Genomic DNA, 19,297 nt, shown 5'->3' with positions numbered 1-19,297 from the left:
GATCTACGGCGGCACCGACGACCGCATCGAGGACTCGCTCATCGCCGGCACCGTCTTCAACGGTTCCGGTGTGATGGTGTCGAGCCGGCACGACGCCAAGCCGTTCGGGGCACGACGCTGACGTGCGCCGGTACCCGCGACTGGGACTGGAACACGCACACCGGCGCGGTCTGGGTGTTCGCGGATCACCGGGACGGGCGGGGCGACCAACGCGTTCACCGACGACAAGAGCGAGGTCTTGCCGAATGCCGGGCCCCGGTTGCGAACGCGGGGGGTGGCCCCTGCTTCACCTGATCCGCGTTTTCTCGAGCGAACGTGCGCCACCTGGCCGAGGGGGACTCACCGGTGCAGTTTCTCGACCCAGTCGGCGGGAACGCGCCCGGCCGGTCCGGGGGCGGGCTGGTCGACCGGGTGGTGCGCGGGTGCCGCGAGTTCCGGCCCGCTGTCGTAACCGGTCTGCGCCTCGAAGTCCCAGAACCACTCCTCACCGGGCTCGAAGCTGCGCAGGATCCTGTGCCCGGTGGCCTGGAAGTGCGCCGTGGCGTGCTGGGACGGCGACGAGTCGCAGCAGCCGATGTGCCCGCACTGCGCGCACCGTCGCAGGTGGAACCACCAGCCCTCGCTCGCCTCGCACTCCGCGCAGCCGGTCCCGCTCGGCACCGCCGCCGGGTCGACGCCCGCAGTCGTGTTCACCATGTCCGTGCTCCCGTCGAGGTCGAGGTCGATCGACTCCATCCTCGCCCTGAACGCCGGTCCGCAGCGCCCGTCATTTGACGGGCGTTCGCCTCAGCGCACGGGCGCGCTCTCAGCGGTGGCCTAGCGCTCCCAGCACCGTCGAGACCTGCAGCGCGGTGCGCGCGGTGAGGTCGTCGCCGTCGCCGAGTTCGGGTGCGCCGACCGGCAGTTGGTGGACCTCGTCGAGGATCGCGAGGTAGACGCGCAGGCACCAGGACGGGTTCGCGGCGGTGATCGCGCCGGCCTCGTGCAGCCGGACGAACAACTCCTTCGCCCGCTCCTGCACCTCCGGGCTCAGGAACGAGTGGCCGACGCCGCTGCCGTTCACGACCTCCACCGCGAGGCGGTGCCGGAACTTGATCTCGATGACCAGCTCGGTCACCCGGTGCAGGGCCACGAGCGGGGGAGCGGTCTCGGCCCTGGCCTCGGTCAGCGCGTGCAGGTACTGGTCGTTGAGCTGCGCGAACAACGCCTCCAGCAACGCTTTGCGCGAGGAGAACCGGCGGTGCACGGTGGCGCGGGCGAGGCCTGCCTCGTCCGCGATGCGTTCGAGCGACGCGGTCGGGTCGTCCGCGAGAACGACCTTGGCCGCCTCCAGGATGCGCGTCACGTTGCGTTCGGCGTCCGCGCGGACCGGCCGCGGCGGGGTGGGCGCGCTCATCTGACCTCCATGGTGTGACCCAGCCTAACGACCACGATAAATGCAACACCTAAGTCTCACTTGTTGACATAAGTGAGACTTAGGTGTTGCATTTGTGGCATCGGTCGTTCGACAAGGAGCTGAGAGTCATGGATCTGAACCTCGCCGGGAAGCGCGTGCTCGTGACGGGCGCCAGCAAGGGCATCGGGCTCGCGATCGTGCGGGCCTTCCGGCAGGAGGGCGCGGACGTGGTCGCGGTGTCGCGCCGCTCGACGCCCGAACTGGAGGCGACCGGCGCCACCTTCGTCGCGGCCGATCTGTCCGAAGTGGAGGGACCGCGCCGTGCGGTCGAGGCGGTGCTGGCGGCGAACCCCCGGCTGGACGTGCTGGTCAACAACGCCGGGGGCGGCGACGGCCTGCCGGACGGCTCGTTCGGTGACGTGCTCGACGGCGGCGACGACATCTGGCGGGACGTCTTCGAACTCAACCTGCACGCCGCCGTGCGCGTCACCAGGGCCGCGCTGCCCGCGTTGCTCGAGGCGCGCGGGGCCGTCGTCAACATCAGCTCCGACAGCGGGCGGCGGATCGGCGCTCCCGGCGCCACCCCGCTGCCGTACGCGGTGGCCAAGTCGGCGATCAACATGTTCACCCGCGCCCTCGCCGAACGCGTCGGCCCGGAAGGCGTGCGGGTCAACGCCGTGTCGCCGTCGCTCACCCGCACCCACACGATCGCGGGGGAGGGCGGCTACCTGTCGCAGGTCGCCGGGGCGATCGGCGTCGGGCACGGCGACCTGCTGGCCGCCTTGCCGAAGGAACTGGGCATGCTCACCGGCACGATGATCGAACCGGAGGAGATCGCCCGCGCCGTGCTGGTGCTCGCGTCGCCGACGATGCCGAGCGTCATCGGCTCGAACTGGGCGGTGGACGGCGGCTCCACCAAGGTCGCCTGACGCGCGGGGCGGGCGTCAGTCCGCCCACTCGGCGAGGCGGGCGGCGCGGACGTCCGGCGGCAGCACCTCCGCGATCTCCCGGAGCAGCGGCAGCGGCACCGTCGAGTACCGCGGGAACCGGTGGTAGGGCTTGACCATCGGGTGGAAGTGCTCCGGCACCCCGCCGGACCGGGCGAGCGCCGCCAGTGCCGTGCCGATGCGCTGGCCGGGCACCTGGAACGCCAGGTCGTGACCCTCCACTTCGGACACCACCGGCAGCCACTCGTCGAGGAACGCCCCGGCCCGGTCGCGGTGACCGGCCAGGGCGTCGGCGAAGGTCGAGCACAGCTGGAGGGTCGCGGCGTTCTCCCGGCCGTCGCCGTAGAGGTGGCGCACGGTGAGGGTGATCTTCTCGGCCCTGCTGTCGGGGCGCGGGGCCGCGAACACCTCGCCGAGCGCGGTCCACGCGTCCACCTCGGCCAGTGCGGCGAGCGCGGTCTTGGTGTCACCGGAGGCGAGCAGGGCGTCCTCCAGCACGAACCACAGCAGGCCGGCCGAGGTGCGCCGGGTGAGTTCGCCGGTCGCGGTGCCGAGCAGCCGCCGCGCCGCGGGCACCGATCCCGGTACGTCGATCCACCGGTAGGTGACGTCCGCGCCGGTGATCGTCTCGGGCGCGGACCGCAGTGCCGTTTCCAGCGTGAGGCGCTGGGCGTCCGTCAGTTCTTCCGGCGCCACCGGCCGGTAGACCTCGCCGCTGCGGCGGAACTGCCGCGTCATGCGTTCGAGCAGGCGGCTGTGCAGGGGCGGGTTCGTGTGCGAGGGCGTGGCGAGCAGACCGTCGTCGGTCGTGCCGAACGTCCACGCGGCGGCGGCCAGTTCGGCGAAGTCTCCCGTCCACGCGTCGAACACCCGGTACTCGCCCTGCGCGAGGTGGTGCAGCAACGCCAGCGCGTGCTCGTCGGCGAACCCGGAGTACACAATGGACACCGCAGCCGCGCACCGCACATGGAGCGACGGGCTGCTCGTCATCAGGTCGCGGGCCGCCGCAACGTGCTCCACCGACACGTCGCGCTGCCTCGGAACACCCGCCGTGACGCCGTTGGCACGGGCGGCGGCGAAACCGTGCGCCAGGCACAGCGAGGCGGACGCGTCCGGGGTGAGCGCGGGCAGCGAGGGCTCGCGGCCGAGCAGGACCAGCAGCCGCAACGCCTCGTCGTCGCCGGTGCGCACCCACATCGCCTCGACGTCGGCGGCGAACTCCGCGACCACGCCCGCGTACCTGCTCGTGGCGTCGCGCAGGTCGTCCGGCCGCGTGACGAAGTGCGTCTCGCCGACCGCGATCCTGGCGAGGAACTGCACGGCCAGTGCGTTGTCGTGGCGGACCGATTCGGCCAGGAACGGGATCGCGGCCTCGGAGGCGGTGTAGACCGAACCCTGGTGCGTGGTCGCCGAGTACAGGCCGTAGAGGCCGAAGTTCCGGTCGCCCGCGTCGTCACTGGTGATCGCCTCGATGAACAACGGCGTCTGGTCGGCCGTGTCGTAGGCGTCCTCGAGCGAGGCCCAGTCGACCTCGTCCATCCCGGCGGGCGGGGTGGTGGTGCCGCGCAACGGCGGCCGCTCGTCCTCGTCCGGCTGCTCCTCCTCGAACTCCGGCGGCTCGAAGGCGGGCAGGTCGGTGGCGTCGAACGAGGTCCCGGGCACGGCCGCAGCATATGTGGTCGAATCCAGGCATCCGATCCCCGGAGGGACGACCCGTGACCCACACGTTCACCACCCCGGTCGAGCTCAACGGCAAGACCGCGACCGGCCTGCGCGTCCCGGCGGACGTGGTCGAGGCGCTCGGCCAGGGCAAGAAACCCAGGGTGCTGGTGACGATCGGCCCTCACACCTACCGCAGCACCGTCGCGGTCCACGGCGGCGACTTCATGCTGCCGCTGAGCGCCGCCAACCAGGAGGCGGCGGGCGTCGAGGCCGGCGACACCGTCGAGGTGACGCTCGCACTCGACCTCGCGGAACGCACCGCAGAGGTGCCCGACGACCTGGCGGCGGCACTGGACCGGCACCCGGACGCCAAAGCGGCGTTCGGTGCGCTGTCCTACAGCAACCAGCGGCAACGGGCCGAGGCGGTGGCGGCGGCGAAGCAGTCCGAGACCCGCGCGCGGGTCTCGAGAAGATCATCACCGAGCTGTCCTGACCCGGTGGGCACGGGCTAGCCCGGGCGCGTGGCCGGCACGATGCGGAAGATCGCGCGAGTGGGTCTCGTGCGCGTCTTCGCCGTGCTCGCGCTGGCCGTGGGGATCGCGCTGCTGCAGGGAACACCGTGCGAGGGCGACTTGGTGCCGTCGGAGGAGTGCTCGATCTCCAGCGTCCAGGTGCTGGCCGACCCCGATGATCTCGACGGTCTCGGCGCTGTGCCCGAGATCTGCCTCGCCGTGTTGTTCGCCGTGCTGCTGCTGGTGATCGGGCTTCGGCTCCCGCATGTCTTCCCGGTGCGCGGTGCCGCCGTGCCGGTGCGGCGCGGTGGTCCGTGTCGCCGTCCGGAAGTGCGGCTGACCCAGCTCTGCGTGTCGCGGACGTAGACCGAGCCCGTTCAGTGCTCGTTCCCCGTCCCCGAACACCCAGAGGTGTGTCGTCGTCATGTCCAAGAACGCCCGGATCTCGTTGATCATCATCGCGACGGTCGTCGTGGTGGTAGGCGGTTTCATCCTGCTGAGCAGGCTCACCGGCCCGTCGCAGCCCCAGGCGGGCACCACCACGGCGGCGGGACCGGTGGCCGCCGCGCCCGCGGAACTCCTCGTCCGGCCCGACAGCCACCGGCTCACCGACGTGCCCGGTGCCGAGGTGACGCTCGTCGGGTTCCTCGACTTCGAGTGCGAGTCCTGCCGCGCTGCCTACCCGAGTGTCGAGCGGTTGCGCGCCGAGTACGGCGACCGCGTGACGTTCGTGCTGCGGTACTTCCCGATTCCCAGCCACCGCAACGCCGAGCTGTCGGCGACCGTCGTGGAGGCGGCGAGCCGGCAGGGCAAGCTCCAGGCGATGTACCAGCGCATGTACGAGACCCAGGCCGAGTGGGGCGAGCGGCAGGTCGAGCAGCGCGACCTGTTCGTCGGCTTCGCCCGCGACCTCGGGCTCGACCTGGCGAAGTTCGAGGCCGACCTCGACGACCCCGCCACGCTGGAGCGCGTGCTGAAGGACCGCGAGGACGGCGCCGCCGCCGGGGTGCGGGGCACGCCCACGTTCTTCGTCAACGGCACCAGGTTCACCGGCCGGGCGAGCTACGAGGGGTGAAGGCGGCACTCGAGCAGGAACTCGCCAAGTAGCGCGGAACCGTTGGAAATCCCGGAAAAATGCGCTTTTGGTACCGGGAAATCTGCCTGAACGGGCGTGTTGTGCCGGTCGCGATGGACGCTTCCCGTCTCGTATCGCCCCAGTCGCCGTGCCCGTGGTTTTCATGGAGAGGAGGCAATACCCGCAGCGAGACTGAAGAGGTTTCTGCATGAGCTACCAGCTCAACCGCCGCAAGGTGCTGCAGGCGTTCGGTGCGGCCGGTGCCGCGAGTGCCGCCGCGATGTACGCGGCGGATCCCGTGCTCGGGGCGACGCTCGGCTACGACGAGTCGATCGGCGTCGACCCGGCCACGTACGCGGCACCGACCGGCATCGCGAAGGACAGCGCGGGCAAGGCGACCGCGCTGAACTGGCTGCGTGACCACGGCGGTGAGGTCACCGGGCTGTCGGACCGGATCTGGCAGCACGCCGAGTTGTCGTTGCGCGAGTGGAACTCCGCGTGGGACAGCGCGGAACTGCTGAAGCGGCACGGGTTCACGATCGAGTGGGGCACCGGCGGGTTCCCGGCCGCGTTCACCGCGACGTACGGCTCGGGCAAGCCGGTGCTGGGCTTCAACGCCGAGTACGACGCGTTGCCGGGCCTGTCGCAGAAGCAGGGCGTGGCGACGCACGACCCGCTGGTCTACAACTACGACGCGTACGGCCCGACCTACGGGCCGGGCCACGGCGACGCGCACAACGTGCTGGGCGCGGGCTCGATCGGCGCCGCGATTGCCGTGAGCAAGGCGATGAAGCGGGACAACCTCACCGGCACGCTGAAGGTCTACGGCTCCAGCGGCGAGGAACAGCTGGTGGGCAAGGCGTTCAGCGCCAAGGCCGGTGTCTACAACGGACTCGACGCCTACCTCGACTGGCACCCGCTGACCTCGACGCTCGCCGACTGGGGCACCACGGCCGCGCTGATGTCGGCGACGTTCACGTTCCTCGGCGCGGCGGGCCACGGCGGCACGCCGCTGGGCAACAAGAGCGGCCTCGACGGCGCGTTGCTGATGGCCACGATGAGCGAGTACCTGCGCGAGAAGAACGTGGCGCCCTCTGGGCGGTTCCACTACGCGATCATCAACGGCGGCGGCGCGCCCAACGTCACCCCGGACATGTGCTCGATCTGGTTCTTCGTGCGCGAGGGCAGCCCCGCTCGCGCCCAGGTGCTCTACGACAAGATCGTCGAGTGCGCGAAGGCGGCCGCGCAGGCCAGTCAGACCCGCCTGGTGCACAAGTTCCACTCCGGCACCTGGAACTCGCTCGGCAACAAGGTCGCCGCCGAGGTGCTCAACGACAACATGGTCAAGATCGGGCCGCCCGTCTTCACCGCCGCCGACCACGACCTCGCCAAGGGACTGCAACGCGCACTGGGCAGGCCGGAGGCCGGCATGTCGACCACGCTGGTGCCGCTGACCGCGCCCGCTCCGGTGTACCTCGGCGGCCCGTCGACCGACGCCGCCGACGTGAGCTGGCAGGCGCCCAAGGTCACCGCGCTGGTGGCGACGTTCCCGATCGGCGTGCCGCACCACAACTGGGCGGTGTCGGCGGTCGCCTCGACGAACATCGGGCACCAGGCGGCGTTGTCGGCGGCCCGGTACCTGGCGGCCACGTCGATCGACCTGCTGACCCAGCCGGACCTGCTGAAGCGGATGAAGGACGAGTTCGTCGCCAGGACCGCGCCCGCGCAGTGGAAGAGCATGATCCCGGACGGCGTGCAGCAGCCGCTGTACCAGCCGCCCGCGGACTTCTTGGCTCGAACCGGACAGACCTTCCCGCCTGCCGGGATCACCTGGCCGGTGCCGCAGGTGGTCGCGCAGGAACACCTGGGCACGACCGGGCCGGCGTTGCCGCCGGTGAGCTAGCGGTGTGACACAGGACGTCGGCGGAGTGTCCGCGCCCAGCGGGGCGCGTCGCGGCGCCGCCCCCACCCCCGCTCCGCTGACACGATGGTCTTCCAGGTCCCGCCGTGGGCCGACTCCGGCACCGGCCGTGAGGGCATCTCCGCGCACACCGGCAGCCCCACGCTGTACCGCGACGGCGAGGAGGACGGCGCGGGCAACTCGGTCACGGAGACGATCGTGGACACGTTCCTGCTGAAGTGAGTCGCGAAGGCATCGGGCGTTCGAGGGCGCCCGATGCCGCGTGACTAACGGCGGGCACGCGTCTTCTCGGCGATCCCGCACTCCAGGCGTCGCAGCATCGCGATCATGGCGTCGACCTCGTCCTCGTCGGTCACCACGCCGTCGAGCAGGTCGCTCCAGATGTCGTTGAGCCGCCGCAGGTTCTCCTGCGCGCGGGCGGTGGGGTAGAGGCGGACCCTGCGGGCGTCCTCCGGGTCGGTCTCCCGGCGTACGCGGCCCTTCTCCTCCAGGCCGCGCAGGGAACGGCTGAAGTTGCTGGAGGTCTGCTGGGTGGCGTCGGCGGCCGCGCGGGCGGACGTGCCGGGGTTGCGGTCGATGTACCGCATCACCGCGATGTCCGACGCCGACCACGTCTCCTTGAGCACGCCCTCCTTGGTGGCCGTGATCTGCCGGCCGACCGCCGCGATCAGGTCGGCGAGCTCGAACAACCGCGACTTCTGAGCCTCGTCCACCTGCCCATGGTACTTTTCCTCTCAGATGATAGCTATCACCTGAGAGGGGACTGCGGTGGACGCGCCGTCTCGCAGCACCATCCCGACGCCGTTGCTGCTCGTGCTCGCCCTGCTGGCGAGCGTGGCGCCGTTCGGCATCGACCTGTACTTGCCCGCGTTCCCGCGCATGGCACTGGACCTGCAGACGAGTGACACGTCCATCCAGCTCACGCTCACGATGTTCCTGCTCGGACTCGCCGCCGGGCAGCTGGTGTTCGGCCCGGTCTCGGACCGCTGGGGCAGGCGCGGGCCGTTGCTGATCGGGTCGACGGTGTTCGTGGCGGCCAGCGTGCTGGTGGCCCTGGCGCCCACGATCGAACTCCTGCTGGCCGGCCGGCTCGTGCAGGGGCTGACCGCCGCCGCGGGCATGGTCATCGGCCGCGCGGTGATCGCCGACCTCGCCACCGGACGGGCCGCCGCCCGCGCGTTCAGCCTCATGATGATCGTCGGCGGCGTGGCCCCGGTGGTGGCGCCGCTGCTGGGCAGCCTGCTCGTGGACGGCATCGGCTGGCACGGCGTGCTGTTCGTGCTCGCCGGGCTGGCGGTCGCGATGCTCGCCGGGTCCGCGGTCGTCGTGCCGGAGACCCTGCCCCGCGAACGCCGGGGCACCGCGCGCGAAGGCCGGTTCCGCGCGCTCGGGCACCGCGCCTACCTCACCGCCACGGCCACGTTCGTCTTCTCGTTCGCCGTGCTGATGGCGTACATCTCCGCCTCACCGTTCCTGTACCAGGTCGTCATCGGCATGAGCCCGGTGAGCTACGGCCTGTTCTTCGCGCTGAACGCCCTGGGGTTGGTCTCGAGCAGCGCCACCGCCTCACGCCTGCTCAAGACCCGTCACCCGCGCCAGGTGCTGGCCATCGGGCAGCGCTGGCTCCTCGTCGCCGCCGCGGTGCTGCTGGTGTTCGCGGTGCTGCCGATCAACCCGATCTGGCTGGTGGCGCCGATCTTCTTCGTCATCTCCTCGCTCGGCTTCGTCATGGGCTCGGCCACCGCGCTGGCGCTCGACGCCGTGCCGGGAGCCGCCGGCACCGGCTCGGCCGTGCTGGGCGCCGCGCAGTTCGGGTTCGGCGCGGCCATCTCGCCGCTGGTGAGCGTCGGCACCGGGCACTCCGCGCTGCCGATGGCGATCGTCATCGCCGTGCTGGCGGTCCTCGCCAACGGCGCGTTCAGCCTGCTGACCACGCGGGAGAGCGCCGAGGCGAAGGTGCCGGCCCTCAGCGGGTGACGACGCCGGTGCGCCACGCCCAGGCCGCCACCTCGACGCGGTTGCGGACGGAGAGCTTGCGCTGGGCGTTGGCGAGGTGCGTCTTGACCGTGGCGACGGAGACGTAGAGCTTGGCCGCGATCTCGTCGTTGGTGTTGCCGTTCGCGACGAGCCGCACCACGTCGAGCTCGCGATCGGTCAGCGGTTCGGGCAACGGCCGGTGCCGGTCCTCGGACGGCTTGGGCGCGAGCTTGGCCAGCAGCCGCACCGTGACGGCCGGGGAGATGAGGCTGGTGCCGGTGGAGGCCGCACGCACCGCCTCGACCAGCAACGCCGGGGACATGTCCTTGAGCAGGAACCCGCACGCGCCGTTCTGCAACGCCCGGTAGACGTACTCGTCGAGGTCGAACGTCGTCGCGATGAGGACGTTGAGCGGCGCGTCCACGCCCGGCCCGGCGAGCAGCCGCGTCGCCTCCAGACCGTCGAGCGCCGGCATCCGGATGTCGAGCAGGCACACGTCGGGGCGCAGCCTGCGGGCCTCGGCGACCGCGCTCTCGCCGTCGCCGACGCTCGCCACGACCTCCATGTCGGGCTGCGTGCCGAGGATCATCCCGAACGCCGAGCGGATCATCTCCTGGTCGTCGGCGATGAGCACCCGGATCGTCATGCGCCCGAGGATGGCAGAAGCGCCGTGACCGTCCACCCGCGACCCGCCGGGCCCGCGGTGAGGCTGCCGCCCGCCGACTCGACCCGTTCCGCGAGGCCGACCAGCCCGAACCCGCCCTTCGGCAGGCCGTTGTCGCTCGCCTGACCGTCGTTGGTGACGCTGATCTCCACCTCCGCGCCCCTGGACCGCGCGCTGATCATCACCTGGGTGACGCGGGTGGCGTGCCGCAGCACGTTGGTGAGCGCCTCCTGCACGACGTGCCTGGCGGCGTCCACAGTGGACGTCGGCAGGTCGAGGTCGGCGATCGCCGGGTCGATGTTCGTGCTGACCGGCGCGCCGGCGAAGCTGGTGGCGAGGTCGTTCACCATCAACGTGAGCGCCTGGTGCGGGTGCATCGGGGCGTTGTCGTCGCGCAGGACGTCGACCATGGTCCGCATCGACGTCAACGCCTGCGAGCCGGCCTTCTCGATGCCGTCGAGCATCTTGTCGAGCACCGCCGGGTCGGGCAGTTGCCCGCTGCCGGTGGCGAACCGGACCGCCTGGGTCTGCACGACGATCGCGGTCACGTGGTGGGCGACGAAGTCGTGCAGGTCGCGGGCGTACTCCAGCCGTTGCGTCTGGCGGGAGAGCTGGAACGAGTCGGTGCGCGTGCGGTCGTGCAGCCGCATGACCAGGCCGAGCAGCTGCACGAACGCCAGGACCAGGGCGATGAAGAAGGCCATGGCGGGAGTGAGCTCGCGTTCGACGTCGGCCAGCCGCAACGGCAGCGTGACGGCGGCGAGCCCCAGCAGCGCGCACAGCCCTGCCGCGCGCCAGGCGGGGAACTCCACCAGGGCCCGGACCGACAGGCACGCCAGCCCGATCAGTTCGAACAACCCGAACGTGTTGTCGAGGTGTCCGGGGACCACGGTCGCGCACAGGACGGTGAAGACGACCGACAACGTCGCGACGCCCGCCACCGCGCCCTCGGTGAGGTTGCGGGTGAACAACGCCGCCGACGGCAGGATCCCGCACAGCGCGAGACCCACCGCGCCGTAGACGCTCGGGGAGCTGAACGCCTCGACGGTCAGCATGGCGCCGCCGGCCGCGATGATCAGCCAGAAGACGACGCGCTGCCACCACGTGAGCCGGGTCAGGATGCCTGTCATGGAGGCGACGGTAGGCCAGGGGCGTCGCCGGAGGCCTCAACCTTTTGGCGGAGTGGCCCCGAAGTCACTCAACAGTGCGGTGGATCCGCGTGATCGTCCCGGTCAGCAGGCTGGGAGCCGTTCCCCAGAAGTCGACGAGAACGGTGTCCGATGGATCAGGCAACGGTGGCGGTGGCCGAGCGGCTCGGCAAGGTGTACGGGTCCGGCCAGGCCGCGGTGACGGCGCTGGCCGGGGTGTCCGCGCGGTTCCGGCGCGGTGAGTTCACCGCCGTGATGGGACCGTCCGGTTCCGGCAAGTCCACCCTGATGCACTGCCTGGCGGGCCTCGACACGCCCACCTCGGGCAAGGCGTGGGTCGGCGGCGTCGACCTCGGCGCGGTGAAGGAGGCCGAGCTCACGAAGCTGCGGCGGGAGAAGATCGGGTTCGTCTTCCAGTCGTTCAACCTGCTGCCCACGCTCACGGCGTGGGAGAACGTCGTGCTGCCGCTGACCCTCGCCGGGGTGAGGCCCGACCCGGACTGGACGCGCCGCGTCGTCGACGCCGTCGGTCTCGCTGACCGGTTGCGGCACCGTCCGTCCGAACTGTCCGGTGGCCAGCAGCAGCGCGTGGCGTGTGCGCGGGCGCTGGTGTCGCGGCCGGAGATCGTGGTGGCCGACGAACCGACCGGCAACCTCGACTCCCGCACCGGCGCGCAGATCCTGGCGTTGCTGCGCCGCTGTGCGAAGGAGTGGGGCCAGACGGTGCTGATGGTCACGCACGACCCGATCGCCGCCGGGTACGCGGACCGCGTGCTGTTCCTCGCCGACGGCCGGATCGTCGACGAGATGCTGAACCCGACGCCCGACCTGGTGCTCGACCGCATGCGCCACTTCGACGGTCAGGCGGTGCGCGGATGATCCGGGTGGCCTGGCGGTCCATGACCGACAACCGGCTGCGCTTCCTGCTGCCGGCGATCGCGATCGTGTTCGGCGTCGCGTTCGTCACGGGTTCGCTGGTGTACGGCGACACCGTGCGTGCGGCCGTCGAGGGCGTCACCAAGGACTTCGACGTCCACGTCGACCGGCGCGACAACCACGCGATGTCCGCCGAGACGCTGGCGGAGCTGCGCGGTGTGGCCGGGGTGGGCGGGGTGCGGCCGGTCGCGGAGGGGCCGGCGTTCCTGGTGGGCAGGGACGGGAAGCTCGTCGGCACGCCCGGTGCGAAGGGCGGGGTGAACTTCGACCCGCAGCGGCACACGTTGATCAGCGGTTCGGCCCCTGCCGGGCCCACCGACATCGCGCTCGACAGGTGGGCCGCGCACCGCACCGGCTACCAGGTCGGCGACGAGGTGCGGGTCGTGGTGGCGGGGGTGGCCCGCGACGCCCGGCTCGCCGGCGTGTTCGACTTCCAGAGCACCGAACTTGCGCAGGGCGGCACGCTCGTGGCGTTCACCGGCGCGGCGGCTCAGGAGTACTTCGGCGGTGGGTACAACACGGCGTTGCTGACCGTGACGCCCGGTACGAGTCCCTCGACGCTGGCCGGCGCGGTCGAGAAGGCGTTCCCCGGCCTGCTGCGGGTGTCCACAGCGGACGAACTGACCCGGCTCGAGGCGAGCTACGGCGACAAGCTGACCATGATCCTGCTGATCTTCGCGGGCGTGGCGTTGTTCTCGTCGATCTTCCTGGTGGCCAACACCTTCACGATGCTCGCCGCCGCCCGGTCGCGCGAACACGCGTTGCTGCGGGCGGTCGGCGCCGGGCGCCGGTACGTGCTGCGGCTGGTGCTCACCGAGGCGACGCTGCTGGGTGTGGTCGCGACCGTGCTCGGCTACCTGCTGGGGATCGGGGGAGCGGCGGTGCTGAAGTCGCAGTTCGCCGTGTTCGACGGGGCACCGGTGCCGTTGCGGCTGTTCAGCCCGACGACCGTGCTCGCGGCGTTCGGTGTCGGTCTCGGGGTGACGCTGCTCGCCGCCTGGCTGCCGGCCCGCCGCGCGGCGTCGGTCCCGCCGATCGCGGCGCTGCGCACCGGGCTGCCGCCGACGGCGAAGTCGTTGCGGTGGCGGAACATCACGGGGTTCGTGGTCACCGCTCTCGGCACGGCGATGGTGGTGTTCGGGCGCGGCGAGGAGACGATGATCTACCTCGGCGCACCGGCGATGCTGATCGGCCTGATCATCCTGACGCCGTTGCTCGCTTCGGGTTTCACCGCCGCGCTGCGCGGGCCGCTGACCCGGGTCGCCGGGCTGACCGGCACCCTCGCGGTGGAGAACACGCGACGCAACCCGCGCCGGACCGGTGCCACGGCGAGCGCGCTGATGATCGGGCTGTCGGTGTGCGCCGCCGTGACCGTGCCGATCGCGTCGATCTCGGCGAAGGCCGAGGAGTCGGCGAAGACGTGGAACAACGCCGACGTGCGGCTGGAGGCCTTGCCGTTCGCGGACATCGCGCCCGGCGTGGCCGACGAGATCGCCCAGGTCCCCGGCGTCACGCACGTCACGGCGTTGCGACAGGCGTTGCTGCCGCTGGACGAGGGCTCTCTCGAGATGACCGCGGTGAACGCCGGTGCGATCAGCGCGCTCGTGCCGCTGCGGGTGCGCGGGGGTTCGCTGGACGGGCTGGGTTCGGGCATCGCGGTGGCGAGCGAGGTGGCGGCGAAACGCGGCTGGACGCTGGGATCGCTGGTGGGCAAGGAGAAACCCCTCCCGGTCGTGGCGATCTTCGACGCGCCCGCGGAGTTCGGTGCCGACGCCCTCGTGGACACCGCGAACGTGCCGTCCGACGAGCTGTGGAACCGCGAGGTGCTGGTGAAGGTGAGCGGCTCGGCGGAGCAGGTGCGCGACGCCATCCGCGGCAAGCTCGACAACCCGGTCCTCGTGGTGCAGACGCGCGACGAGCACGTCCAGGCGCAGGCCTCCGAGTACGACCTGTACCTGAACCTGCTCTACGCGATGCTGAGCGTCTCGGTGCTGATCGGCGCGATGTCGGTGGTCAACACCATGACGATGTCCACGATGGAACGCATCCGCGAGATCGGCCTGCTGCGCGCGATCGGTCTCGGCCGGTCGCAGGTGGGGTCGGTGCTGCGGATCGAGTCGGTGATCATCGCGGTGATCGGCGCGGTGGCGGGCGTGGTGTCCGGGTGCGTGATCGGGGCGATGACGGTGAGCGGGCAGGCGGGCACCACCCCGGTGCTCCCGTGGGACCGGCTGGCGCTGTTCATGCTGATCACGGTGGCGATCGGGGTCGCGGCGGCGTTCGTCCCGGCGAGGCGGGCGGCGCGGATCCCGATCCTGACGGCGATCAAGACGGACACGGAGTAGTGAGCGACGACCGGGGTGTCGCGCGGCGTGACACCCCGGTCAGGTCCTGCGTGAGCGCGAGCAGCCTCGGCCCTCACCGATCACCCGCGAAGACCTGCCGCCCGCGGGACTCGGCACCACCGACGGCTGCTCAGCCTGTCCGCCGGCGTCGAGGCCCCGGCCGACCTGGTCTCGGAGCTCGGAGCCGCACTGGCAGGCTGACGCTCGTGAACGCCGAAGCGGCCTGCGGCTAAGAACCACCGTGATGACCGTGATCAACCGTAGTTCGCGGGACGAAGTCCCACCCGGCCCGGGTCTCGGGGACACCGGGGCCGGGGAGGACTTCACAGTTCTGTTCACCCGCCACGCCGACGAGTTGCACCGCTATCTGGCCAGATGGGTGCCGATGGCGGCGGACGACCTCGTCGCGGACGTGTTCGTCTCGGCGATCCACAGCCGCACCCACTTCGACGCCACCCGCGGCACCGCGCGGGCCTGGCTGTTCGGCATCGCGACCAACCTCCTGCACACCCACCTGCGCGGACGCAGGCGGGAACGGGAGGCCTACGCGCGCCTCGCGCCCGGTCACGAGAGCGACAGCCACGAGGGCCGGGTGGTCGACTCAGTGGACGCCGAGGTCAAGGCACGTCAGTTCGCCGTGGCGGTCCAGCAGCTCAAGCAACGGGACCGCGACGTGCTGCTGCTCACGAGCTGGGCCGGACTGGACACCACCGAGGTCGCCCAGGCGCTCGACATCCCCGTCGGCACCGTGCGTTCCCGGCTCCACCGCGTCCGGCAGCAGCTGCGCACCGCGTGTCCCGCCGTCGTCCTGGAGAGCAACGATGACTGACACCACCTGGACCGAAGAGGAACTGGACGCCGCGATCGCGGCGCAGCCGGAGGGGCCCGCCTTCTCGGCCGAGGCCCGCGAACGCGCGCTCGCCCGCGTGCTCGCCGCCGTGGAGGAGGTGGAAGGAGGTACGGGACGTGGGCTGGTGGTCGCCGGAGGGGCACCGGAGCACGGCTCAGTGGCTGCCGGCGCGGCGCCGCAGGCCGGCGGTCGGCTGGTGGCCGCAGGCGAGGCGTCGGAGAGCGGCGGCGGGCCCGGGCTGGTCGCCGCGGGCGGAGCACCGCGGGGTGGCCGGGAGCGAGGCTCGGTGGCTGTGAGCGGAGCACCGCGGGGTGGCCGGGAGCGAGGCTCGGTGGTTGCGGGCGAAGCACCGCGGGGTGGCGCCAGGCGCTGGGCGGGGGCCGGCGGCAGGCGCTGGCTGGTCGCCGCCGCGGCCGTGACCCTCGTCGCGGGCGCCCTCGTCGCCGTCCCCACCCTGTGGTCGAGCGACTCGGGTCCCGCCGCGAGCGCCGCCGAGACCCTGCGCCGGGCCGCCGCCGCCACGACCGCGCAGCCCGGCCCGTCCACGGGCCAGTACCGCTACGTCGCCCGGCACTCCTGGGACCTCGGCAGCGCCCGGACCAGGACCGGCAAGCCCTTGTCGGCGCTCTTCCACAACCTCCAGGAGGTGTGGATCCCCGCCGACCGCACGGGGGAGTGGCTCGAACGCCGCGCCGTCCTCGACCACCGGTGGGTGGTCGGCAGCGAGGAACTCGTCGAGGCGGAGGGGGACGGCGGCCTGTTCTCCGGCAGCAACCCGATGCCGGAACTGCGGGGCCCGTGCGGCGACTACCCCGGCATGAACGAGGAACTCGGCGGGGACCCCGACTGGGGCAAGCCCTGCGCCGAGCGGGCGGGTGGCTGGCACAAGCCCAACCCCCGGTTCATGGGCGCGCTGCCGACCGAGCCCCGGGCGCTGTACGACCGCCTGTGGAACGACTCGCGCCAGGACGCCGGGAGCGCGCTGTACAACGCCGGTCTGGTCCTGGCCTCCCCGGAGGCGTCGAAGGAACTGCGGTCCGCGCTCTACCAGGCGTTGCAGCACCTGCCGAACCTGCAGGTCACCGAACGGACGGCGAACCTGAACGGGAAGGTCGGCACCGCGCTCGGCCTGCCGGGAGGCGCGACCCGCGAGGACATCATCATCGACCCGGAGTCCGGCCGGTACATCGGCACGCGCATGGTGTTGCTGCAGCCGGGAACCGACTCCTGGGAGGGTGTGCCGGCGGGCACCGACGTCTCGTTCTCCGCCGTCGACACCGGGGTGGTCGACCGCGCCGGGGACAGGCCGTGACCGGCCTCCGGTAACGCTGCGGAGCCGGAGATCGCTGCCTGCCAAAGGATTCGGCAGTCAGCGATCTCCGGTGTGCGCGGGCACCGGACGTTCACTCGGCCGGGTAGACCTTGGCGGGGAGTGCGGGTGACGGTGCCGTCCGCCCCTAGCCTTGTGCCCCATGGGTTCTGGCAAGACGTGGGGCGCGGCAGGCATGGCGCTCGCGCTCACCGCGGTGTTGGCGCAACCGGCTCAGGCGGCCGGCCCGTTGCTCCCCGACCTCCGCCAGGCGCCGGTCGGCTGCCCCGGCGGGTACGGCGGCGACCCGTCGCTGTGCCGCGACTGGGACGTGTGTCTGGTCGCCGATGCCAAGGCGCCCAACGGGGAGTGCGTGACGTCGGGCGACATCAGGGCCGTCCGCATCCGGTTCACCACCGCCATGGACAACGTCGGCGACGGCCCGCTGATGCTGCACGGCCGCCGTTCGGGCGGGTCGACCATGGAGGTGCGGCAGGCGTTCCAGACCGCGCGCGGCGCCGAGATCCCCGCCACGTTCGACGACGCGCGTCGCTCCACCGCCACGTCGATGTACTACGAGCCCGCCCCGACGCACCTGCACTGGCACCTCATGGGGTTCGCGCACATGCAACTGCGCACGCCGGGTGGCCGCACGGTGGTGGCCGACCGCAAGAACGGCTTCTGCCTGGGCGACCGGTACCGCACCGCCGACGCCGACCGGCTGCCCGGCGCCCAGCGCGACGCCGCCAGCCCGGAGGGCCGGCTCGCCGAACGCCTGAAGAAGAGCAACTGCGGCCGCAACGATCCGGACGCCACCGAGATGTTCGAGGGCATCTCGGTCGGCAGCGGCGACGACTACCGCAAGGCCGTCGACTTCCAGTGGCTCGACCTCACCAACGTCGCCTCGGGCACCTACGACCTCGTCAACACCGTGAACTCCGACCGCACGCTGGTGGAATCGCGCTACGACAACAACTCCTCGTCCATCTCGATCTCCGTGCAGTGGCCGGGCGGGGCCAAGCGCCGCCCGCCGGTGATCACCGAGGCGCCCGCCGTGACGCTGGTGAAGAGCTGCCCCGGCACCGACCGGTGCTCGGACCAGGAACGGCAGCTGCCCCCGCTCGCCCCGCGCAGCGGCCCGGTCCACGAGCCCACGCCGGGCAGGCCGGAGTGCGGGAGCGACGACGCGAGTTGCTGCGCCTGCGAATGACGTCCGCGTTGCTCCGTCCCGGGCGAGTTGTACCACCAGCGTAACGAGCCGGTCGCTCTCAGAGACATCAGCCTTGGTGTCCGCACGAGGTGAGGGTGTGTGCCGATGAAGATCGACCTGTTCAACGAGATCCAGAACCCCGGCCCTGCTCCCGAGGAGTTCCGCTTCCGCCAGGCCCTCGACCAGGCACGACTCGCCGACGAGCTCGGCTACGGCTGCTGGTGGCAGGTCGAGCACCACGGCGCGGGGGAGTTCAGCCTGTCCTCCGCGCCCGAGCTGATGCTCGCCGCGCTGTCCCAGCAGACGTCCCGCATGCGCCTCGGCCACGCCGCCGTGCTCGCGCCGGGCAGGTTCAACCACCCGATCCGCGTGGCCGAACGCGCCGCCACCCTCGACCACCTGAGCGGCGGCCGCGTCGAACTCGGCCTCACCCGCTCCACCATCCCCGAGTGGAACCTGTTCGGCATCGAGCCCGCCGACGCCCGCGCCCAGACCGCCGAGGCGTTCGAGATGGTGCCGAGGATGTGGACCACCGACCGGTTCTCGCACCGCGGCGAGCACTACGACATCTCCGACGTCTCGGTCATCCCCAAGCCGTTGCAGAACCCGCACCCGCCGCTGTGGCAGGCCGCCGCGTCCCCGACGTCGTTCGAGGAGGCGGGCCGGCGCGGGGTGGGCGTGCTGGGGACGACGATCTGGGAGTCCATCGACCGGGTCGCCCGCATGATCGAGCTCTACCGTTCGGCCGCCGACCAGTGCACCTCACCCGTCGGGTCGTTCGTCAACAACCAGGTCGCGTACTTCACCTTCGTGCACTGCGCCGAGACCGACGAGCAGGCCATGCGCAACGGGGCGGCCGCCGCCGCTGCCTGGTACACGGTGACCGCGCTGCGCTTCTTCAACGCCGCCGCCGAGTTCGCCGCCACCATGCAACGGCACCAGGACATCCTCGCTGCCGGCGACGGCGGTCTCACGGGTGAGTTCCTGCGCGCCGAGGTCGACGCCGCGCCCACCGACGCGCAGCTCGTGATCGGCCGGATCATCCAGGGTGAGGACGTGCCGGAGGACGAGCTGTTCGAGGTGCTGTCGGCGCAGCAGTCGCTGATCGTCGGCAGTCCCGACACGTGCCGCAAGAAGCTGCGGGCCTACGCGGACCTCGGGATCGACCGGCTGATGTGCCTGCAGCAGATCGGGCCGATCGGTGCCGAGGAGGTCATGACGAGCATCAGGCTGATCGGCGAGCTGATCCCGGAGTTCGACCGGTCCTGAGTCTGCCCACAACCGCCCGAAAGTCCGATAAGGACGTTCTGGGGCGTTGCCACCGGTGCCCGAACTCGTTGTGGCA

General features: G+C 71.5%; 19 protein-coding genes. 13 read left to right on the top strand and 6 right to left on the bottom strand.

From position 1 onward, the window contains the following. Positions 1-339: 339 nt before the first annotated feature. Both QSK25_RS21535 and QSK25_RS21530 read right to left on the bottom strand, forming a co-directional pair. Positions 340-735 (bottom strand): UBP-type zinc finger domain-containing protein, encoded by a 396-nt coding sequence (locus QSK25_RS21535; protein ID WP_285640642.1) that lies wholly within the window; start codon positions 733-735, stop codon positions 340-342. Between the two features lie 70 nt (positions 736-805). Further along, the gene (locus QSK25_RS21530; protein WP_285640640.1) at positions 806-1,396 is read right to left on the bottom strand and encodes a TetR/AcrR family transcriptional regulator; all 591 of its coding nucleotides are present in this window, start codon (positions 1,394-1,396) and stop codon (positions 806-808) included. Between the two features lie 128 nt (positions 1,397-1,524). Between QSK25_RS21530 and QSK25_RS21525 the strand changes: the two genes are divergently transcribed. Further along, on the top strand, positions 1,525-2,325 hold the full coding sequence (locus QSK25_RS21525) for an SDR family NAD(P)-dependent oxidoreductase (protein WP_285640639.1): 801 nt from the start codon (positions 1,525-1,527) through the stop codon (positions 2,323-2,325). Positions 2,326-2,340: 15 nt separating this feature from the next. Here the strand turns inward: QSK25_RS21525 and QSK25_RS21520 are convergent, their stop codons facing one another. Next, entirely contained in the window at positions 2,341-4,005 is a 1,665-nt protein-coding gene (locus tag QSK25_RS21520; RefSeq protein WP_285640637.1) for a hypothetical protein, read from the bottom strand. Between the two features lie 53 nt (positions 4,006-4,058). Here QSK25_RS21520 and QSK25_RS21515 point away from each other — a divergent pair, with 53 nt between their 5' ends. The 5 genes from QSK25_RS21515 to QSK25_RS21495 all read left to right on the top strand — a co-directional run bounded on the left by QSK25_RS21515 (position 4,059) and on the right by QSK25_RS21495 (position 7,735). Further along, a complete protein-coding gene (locus QSK25_RS21515) occupies positions 4,059-4,517 on the top strand; it encodes a YdeI/OmpD-associated family protein (protein ID WP_285640636.1) in 459 nt (152 codons plus the stop codon). A 9-nt stretch (positions 4,518-4,526) separates the two neighbouring features. Next, entirely contained in the window at positions 4,527-4,883 is a 357-nt protein-coding gene (locus QSK25_RS21510) for a hypothetical protein (protein ID WP_285640635.1), read from the top strand. A 58-nt stretch (positions 4,884-4,941) separates the two neighbouring features. Then, positions 4,942-5,592, top strand: a complete 651-nt coding sequence (locus tag QSK25_RS21505) for a DsbA family protein (protein ID WP_285640634.1) — start codon at positions 4,942-4,944, stop codon at positions 5,590-5,592. Between the two features lie 208 nt (positions 5,593-5,800). Next, a complete protein-coding gene (locus tag QSK25_RS21500) occupies positions 5,801-7,495 on the top strand; it encodes an amidohydrolase (RefSeq protein ID WP_285640630.1) in 1,695 nt (564 codons plus the stop codon). 84 nt (positions 7,496-7,579) lie between these two features. Next, positions 7,580-7,735 carry a hypothetical protein gene (locus tag QSK25_RS21495; protein ID WP_285640629.1) on the top strand — a complete coding sequence of 52 codons (156 nt, stop codon included), beginning with the start codon at positions 7,580-7,582 and terminating at the stop codon, positions 7,733-7,735. Positions 7,736-7,779: 44 nt separating this feature from the next. Here QSK25_RS21495 and QSK25_RS21490 read toward each other — a convergent pair whose 3' ends face one another. Then, complete coding sequence (locus QSK25_RS21490; protein ID WP_285640628.1) at positions 7,780-8,226, bottom strand: MarR family winged helix-turn-helix transcriptional regulator; 447 nt, start codon at positions 8,224-8,226, stop codon at positions 7,780-7,782. 55 nt (positions 8,227-8,281) lie between these two features. Here QSK25_RS21490 and QSK25_RS21485 point away from each other — a divergent pair, with 55 nt between their 5' ends. After that, positions 8,282-9,490, top strand: coding sequence for a multidrug effflux MFS transporter (locus QSK25_RS21485; RefSeq protein WP_285640627.1), 1,209 nt, complete (start codon positions 8,282-8,284; stop codon positions 9,488-9,490). Here QSK25_RS21485 and QSK25_RS21480 read toward each other — a convergent pair. Further along, positions 9,480-10,136: a response regulator gene (locus tag QSK25_RS21480; protein WP_285640626.1), complete on the bottom strand. Its 657-nt coding sequence runs from the start codon at positions 10,134-10,136 to the stop codon at positions 9,480-9,482. The genes QSK25_RS21485 and QSK25_RS21480 overlap by 11 nt on opposite strands. Then, positions 10,133-11,284, bottom strand: coding sequence for a sensor histidine kinase (locus QSK25_RS21475; protein WP_285640623.1), 1,152 nt, complete (start codon positions 11,282-11,284; stop codon positions 10,133-10,135). The genes QSK25_RS21480 and QSK25_RS21475 overlap by 4 nt, the downstream gene beginning before the upstream one ends. 150 nt (positions 11,285-11,434) lie before the next feature. Here QSK25_RS21475 and QSK25_RS21470 point away from each other — a divergent pair, with 150 nt between their 5' ends. The 6 genes from QSK25_RS21470 (at position 11,435) to QSK25_RS21445 (ending at position 19,221) form a co-directional block, all read left to right on the top strand. Further along, the gene (locus QSK25_RS21470) at positions 11,435-12,181 is read left to right on the top strand and encodes an ABC transporter ATP-binding protein (protein WP_285640622.1); all 747 of its coding nucleotides are present in this window, start codon (positions 11,435-11,437) and stop codon (positions 12,179-12,181) included. Further along, on the top strand, positions 12,178-14,583 hold the full coding sequence (locus QSK25_RS21465; protein WP_285640621.1) for an ABC transporter permease: 2,406 nt from the start codon (positions 12,178-12,180) through the stop codon (positions 14,581-14,583). Before QSK25_RS21470 ends, QSK25_RS21465 begins: the two co-directional genes overlap by 4 nt. Before the next feature lie 244 nt (positions 14,584-14,827). Beyond that, entirely contained in the window at positions 14,828-15,412 is a 585-nt protein-coding gene (locus tag QSK25_RS21460; protein ID WP_502881876.1) for an RNA polymerase sigma factor, read from the top strand. Then, positions 15,405-16,745: a CU044_5270 family protein gene (locus QSK25_RS21455; RefSeq protein WP_285640618.1), complete on the top strand. Its 1,341-nt coding sequence runs from the start codon at positions 15,405-15,407 to the stop codon at positions 16,743-16,745. Before QSK25_RS21460 ends, QSK25_RS21455 begins: the two co-directional genes overlap by 8 nt. A gap of 160 nt (positions 16,746-16,905) precedes the next feature. After that, positions 16,906-17,952, top strand: a complete 1,047-nt coding sequence (locus QSK25_RS21450) for a lysyl oxidase family protein (protein WP_285640617.1) — start codon at positions 16,906-16,908, stop codon at positions 17,950-17,952. A 105-nt stretch (positions 17,953-18,057) separates the two neighbouring features. Continuing rightward, on the top strand, positions 18,058-19,221 hold the full coding sequence (locus QSK25_RS21445) for an LLM class flavin-dependent oxidoreductase (protein ID WP_285640616.1): 1,164 nt from the start codon (positions 18,058-18,060) through the stop codon (positions 19,219-19,221). The last annotated feature ends 76 nt before the right edge of the window (positions 19,222-19,297 follow it).

Source organism: Lentzea sp. NBRC 102530 (assembly GCF_030269365.1).
In the GTDB taxonomy this organism is placed as follows: domain Bacteria; phylum Actinomycetota; class Actinomycetes; order Mycobacteriales; family Pseudonocardiaceae; genus Lentzea.
This window is presented reverse-complemented; position numbering and strand designations above follow the sequence as displayed.